Origin of the sequence: Vibrio galatheae (assembly GCF_000967545.1) — a bacterium.
Lineage (GTDB): Bacteria > Pseudomonadota > Gammaproteobacteria > Enterobacterales > Vibrionaceae > Vibrio > Vibrio galatheae.
Genome location: NZ_JXXV01000040.1, coordinates 1 through 5,778, shown reverse-complemented (window position 1 = coordinate 5,778; position 5,778 = coordinate 1). Strand labels below are relative to the sequence as shown.

General features: G+C 42.1%; 5 protein-coding genes. 2 read left to right on the top strand and 3 right to left on the bottom strand.

The window, feature by feature from the left end; translation table 11 throughout:
• Positions 1 to 624: 624 nt before the first annotated feature.
• The 3 genes from TW81_RS18565 to TW81_RS18550 form a co-directional block, all read right to left on the bottom strand.
• Complete coding sequence (locus TW81_RS18565; protein ID WP_045957231.1) at positions 625 to 849, bottom strand: hypothetical protein; 225 nt, start codon at positions 847 to 849, stop codon at positions 625 to 627.
• A 30-nt stretch (positions 850 to 879) separates the two neighbouring features.
• Entirely contained in the window at positions 880 to 1,449 is a 570-nt protein-coding gene (locus tag TW81_RS18560; protein ID WP_045957230.1) for a hypothetical protein, read from the bottom strand.
• Between the two features lie 2,039 nt (positions 1,450 to 3,488).
• Positions 3,489 to 4,349 carry a hypothetical protein gene (locus tag TW81_RS18550; RefSeq protein WP_045957229.1) on the bottom strand — a complete coding sequence of 287 codons (861 nt, stop codon included), beginning with the start codon at positions 4,347 to 4,349 and terminating at the stop codon, positions 3,489 to 3,491.
• 716 nt (positions 4,350 to 5,065) lie between these two features.
• On the opposite strand from TW81_RS18550, the gene TW81_RS18545 reads away from it, so the two are divergent.
• Complete coding sequence (locus TW81_RS18545) at positions 5,066 to 5,308, top strand: type II toxin-antitoxin system Phd/YefM family antitoxin (protein WP_045957228.1); 243 nt, start codon at positions 5,066 to 5,068, stop codon at positions 5,306 to 5,308.
• A 6-nt stretch (positions 5,309 to 5,314) separates the two neighbouring features.
• Entirely contained in the window at positions 5,315 to 5,611 is a 297-nt protein-coding gene (locus TW81_RS18540) for a type II toxin-antitoxin system RelE/ParE family toxin (RefSeq protein ID WP_045957227.1), read from the top strand.
• Positions 5,612 to 5,778 lie beyond the last annotated feature (167 nt).

Here is a 5,778-nt window from a genome sequence, read left to right as displayed (position 1 = left end):
TACTCCTATTACATAACGCCCTGCTAAGTGGCTGCCAACTTGCCACTAAACTTGAACAAACCACCGTAAACCCCAAACCTGACCAGAAGTAAAACCGCCGCGCGTTGGCAGTCCGTCTTAAGCAGTTTGTTAGGGATGCTTATTACGCACACCTTTGCTGATTTGGAATGCAGTGGTTGACCTATAAAACACCGATGCCGAATGCACCGCAACAAGCACTGAACTCAAATGACAAACACTTCACTGTTTTTGCGGTGGTTCGCTGAGCCAAAATGCACCGAGCTTCAAAACACCGAGCCGCAGAACCTTTTAGGACAAGCGGCTTCTGAAAGCTGAACTTGGCCGATCGAGCTGAAAAACGGTGATTCACTGAATTCAAGATTTAGCCACTAAACGAAGTTTTCACATGAAGATGTTCGAGCCACACAGATACGGAAGTAACTTCAACTGACGAACTTAAAGTGGCTGAACGATGAACTAACAAGCCTGCAATCTTAAAAGCAACCTAACGCCAAATTAAGGTGTGAGCAACGCTAACCACCCTACCTAAAGCATTGTGCCATAAACACTAAACTGGCTTGAAGTGAAAGCGCCGAGCGTTGTGAATCACTCTTAAATTTATTGTTAGGCTATTGGCTGAGCGACCTGAGCTTCTTTAAGAAGAGCTTCTGACTGAGAGATTATTTTTGCGGCACGTTCGAGTGACTCGCTATCAGCGACATCACCGTTCAAGGTTACTGAGAAAGATTCCAACATCTTAGTTTCTAGCTCTTCTAATAAATAGTGGCAACTACTAACACCAAATTCATCGATGTTTTTACTTTGATGAGGAAGAGCTAATTTAACCAACTTAATAACACCTTCACTGTCTGTAAAATCTCAGCCTACACCCGTTTTAAGTAACTCAACTCGAACAATTGAGTACGAGAGAATAGCTTGATAGGCCGCATAATAGGCCCAAGAAATTACCGAAACAAATGGTCTTTGTTGGGACGCTAATGTAATAGCCTGCCCCAGCTGATCCGTGTCATATTTACACATGATATCAAAAAAAGTTCTCGCCTTTTGATCAGTTGCTGTTGCCGTAATCGCGGCTTCATAATTAACATTTGTCATGGTGGAAGATGTAAACTTAGCACTCCCTAAAATAACGACAGCCTCCCAAATGCGTTCTATTGCCTGCATTTGTCGTGCGTACAATGCAGTGTATCTCGCACTGACTTGAGACAGCACCTCACTTTGTAACACATCTATTCGTTGCTCTTTCTTTTTAAGATCAGACTTATAGTTATCTTCTGCCTTTCTCAACTGCGATTTCAAACTCTCTAGCTCTTCGTTGTACTCATGAGCAATCGATCCTTTTAGGCGAGTTAACAACCAACTCTTAGAAAGCCAAATTAAGCCTGCTAACAAGGAGGTAGTTGTTATAGCTGGAAACCATTCATTCATATAAAACCTTACTAAGTTATGACTAGAGCCTAACGCCCTGCTAAGTGGCTGCCAACCTGCCACTAAACTTAAACAAGCCGCCGTAAACACCAAACCCAACCCGAAGTAAAACCGCCGCGCATTGGCAGTCCGTCTTAAGCAGTTTGTTAGGAATGCTTATTCCAAGCGCCTTTGCTGATTTGGAATGCAGTGGTTGAACTATAAAACACCAATGTTGAGTGCACCGCAACAGCCGCTGAACTCAAATGACAAACACTTCACTGTTTTTGCGGTGATTCACCGAACCAAGATGCGCTGAACTTGGAAATTTAGCCACAAAACGAAATTTTCACATAAAAATGTTCGAGCCACACGGACACGAAAGTAACTTCAACTGATGGACTTGAAGTGGCTAAACACTGGACTAGCAAGCCTACAATCTTAAAAGCAACCTAACGTCGCGTTAAGTGGTGAACAACGCGCCACTGCACTCAATAAAACCACCTTAATCACTGCACCAAAATTTGCAACCAAAACTGCCGAGCGTTGTGAATCCATCTTGAACACATTGTTAATAAAGTACTTTCCACGCGTTCTAGACTTAAAAACCGCACCAGACTCAACGCCAATAACTACCTAGATTTATACTGGCTACTGCCCCACGACAGCTTCCACAAACAAGCTTGCAGCTAGCGATTAACTCGACTGGTTGAAAACGAGCCACCCACTGAAGTCCGGGTTAGATAATTGCCATATCGATGAACGAAAGAAAGCGAAAATGGTGGTTGGCATATTAGCGCTTTCGATGATTTTAAATGGCATTCTCAGCAAAGAACCTACAAAACAGATAGCGAATAACTAAGTTGTTTTGAACCCGAAATACCGACAACAAACGCAGAGCAACTCACCATAAAAACTATTCGTTAACAGTAGCTTATTAACGCCCTGCTAAGTGGCTGCCAACATGCCACAAAACTTAAACAGACCACCGTAAACGCCAAACCTAACTAGAAGCAAAACCGCCGCGCGTTGGCAGTCCGCCTTAAGCAGTTTGTTAGGGATGCTTATTACGCGCACTTGTTCTGATTTAGGATGCAGTGGTTGACCTATAAAACACCAATGCTGAGTGCACCGCAACAAGCACTGAACTCAAATGACAAACACTTCACTGTTTTGCGGTGGTTCGTTGAGCCAAGATGCGCTGAACTTCAAAACACCGGGCCGCATAACCTTTTGGGATAGGCGGTTTCGGAAAACTAAACTTGGTCGTGAAAACTCAAAAACGGTGAACCACTACACTAGAAATTTAGCCACAAAACGACGCTTTCACATGAAGGTGGTTGAGCCACATTGACGAGAAAGTAACTTCAACTGATGGACTTGAAGTGGCTAAGCGCGAAAACAGCAAACCTGCAATCTTAAAAGCAACCTAACGCCCTGCTAAGTGGCTGCCAACCTGCCACTAAACTTAAACAAACCACCGTAAACACAAAACCTAACCAGAAGTAAAACCGCCGAGCGTTGGCAGTCCGTCTTAAGCAGTTTGTTAGGAATGCTTATTCCAGCGCCTTTGCTGATTTGGTATGCAGTGGTTGAGCTATAAAACACCAATGCTGAATGCACCGCAATAACCTATGAACTCAAATGACAAGCACTTCACTAAATTTGCGGTGGTTCACTGAGCCAAAATGCGCCGAGCTTCAAAACACCGAACCGCAGAACCTATTAGAACAAGCGGTTTCTGAAAACTAAACTTGACCGTTCAAGCTGAAAAACGGTGAATCGCCAGACTTGAAATTTAGCCACAAGACTGAGCTTTCACATGAAAATGTTCGAGCCACACAGACACCAAAGTAACTACAAATGATGGACTTGAAGTGGCTGAACGCAGAACTAACAAGCCCGCAATCTTAAAAGCAACCTAACGCCGCGTTAAGTGGTGAGCAACGCTACCACCTGCCCTAAACCATTGTGCCGTAAACACTAAAGCTGAATCAAAGCAAAAATGCCAAGCGTTGGGAATCCGTCTTAAACGCCTTGTTAGCTTTATTTTCAAACGATCATCTTGGCCTATTAACCAACTTTTGGAATGCATCAATAGTACATAACAAACTATGAATGTTCTTTGGGTCATGGCTCCCCAGAGCAAATGGTTGATTATACTCTTTAGCTTGCATAGCATTCATAAATATACCAATAACCATATATACTTCATCTATTACCGCTTCAATATGGTTTGGTGCATGAACACTAATTGCTTCGTACGGATAAATACTAACTAAGTCATCTTCACCTAGAACTGGTGTAGCAATACCTCTAAAACCACCGCTGTCATCACAGTGCACAGCTGACGAAGTTATATTTTTTAACTCCTTTCGATGAGCTAGGTAATCTTGTACTTCATGCTCGGGAACTGCCAGAGAATATGCTGTTGATACATATCGGTATATTTTCCCATAAGCTATTTCTTGTTTCCAAAATGTCTTTTGATCAACACTTTCATTTAGAAAGTAGCGCGCTGAGAATTCCGCGCTTACAAGAACAGCAAATGCTAACTCATTTGACTCAAGTAAATTTCGGGTTAATACCCGAGCTGATTCTTCAAGCCCAAGAGACATAACCTCCCTGAAAGCAACCGTAATATTACTCGAACGACGAAGCTGAGCATAAAGAGCTAAGCGTCTTGGATCTTTGTTTGGGACATGAAACATTTCAGTGAGCATCATTAACACTTCAATTGCTCTATCTAAAGCAAATACTTGATATGGCATTTTCTCAATAGCCATTTTAGATATCTTGTTTCTAGCTAAAGATAAGTAATCGCCTACATCTACAAACTGAGGTACGTCAGAATATCCGAGCTGTAAAGATGCAACCTCCATGTAAGTACTATATTCTTTTTCTATATCACCGTATGTCATGATTTCCCCATAAAGCTAACGCCGTGTTAAGTGGTGAACAACGCACCACTTCACTCAATAAAACCACCTTAATCACTGAACTAAAATTTGCAACCAAAACTGCCGAGCGTTGAGAATCCATCTTGAACACATTGTTAATAAAGTACTTTCCACGCGTTCAAGACTTAAAAACCACACCAGACTCAACGCCAATAACTACCTAGATTTATACTGGCTACTGCCCCACGACGGCTTCCACAAACAAGGTTTCAGCTAGTGACTAACTTGACTGGTTGAAATGGGCCACCCACAGAAGTTCAGGTTAGATAATTGCCACAACGATGAACCAATGAAAGCGAAAATGTTGGTTGGCATATTAGCGCTTTTGATGATTTCAAATGGCATTTTCAGCAAAGAACCTACAAAACCAGTAGCGAATGCCTAAGCTGTTTTGAACCTGAAATATCAACAACAAACGCAGGACAACTCACCATAAAAACTATTCGTTAACAGTAGCTTATTAACGCCCAATTAAGGTGTGAACAACGCTAACCACCCTACCTAAACCATTGTGCCATAAACACTAAACTAACTTGAAGTGAGAGCGCCGAGCGTTGTGAATCACTCTTAAATTGCTTGTTAGTTTACCTTTCGCACAAATCGCACGATTTAATCATATTGACCATTTTGTGCGACGAACTATAATCTTACTGTAATTCCAAATTTGGAGATTGAGCATGCACACACTAACAGCAAATGATGCAAAGCGTAACTTTGGTGAGCTGCTTCTCAGCGCCCAACGTGAGCCAGTAAAGATTAGCAAAAACAGTAAAGATGCCGTGGTGGTAATGTCTATCAAAGACTATGAAGAACTAGAGGCTATGAAAACTGATTACCTTAAACATTGTTTCGAGTCAGCTAAACAAGACTTAGCACAAGGCAATGTAGTTGATGGTGAAGATTTCCTAAGCGCCTTGTAACCCACTATGCACAAGAATAAATACAAACTAAGTAAATTAGCTCAGGCTCATTTACGAAAAATTAAAAGCTATACCATCAACAACTTTTCTGAAATGCAGTGGAACAACTATAAAGATACATTGCTAACTGGGTTTCAAATGCTTGCCGACAATCCGGCCGTAGGTCGCAGTTGCGACGAGATTTATTCAAGCGGTTTCTATTTCCCGGTAGGAAAACACACTGCTTACTTTACAAAGGAAGACGGTTTTATTTTAGTTGTGGCCGTACTTGGTCAATCTCAACTCCCACAAAACCACTTGTAGCTAAGACATCACCCTAAATAAAAACTGGGGTGATGATCTTGATTGGTAAACTAACGCCGCATTAAGGTGTGAGCGACGCTTGGCTATACTTGAGCGAAGCGAAAACGCCAAGCGTTGCGAATCACTCTTAAATGCTTTGTTAGGCTACTTGGATTCAAGTACGAAGT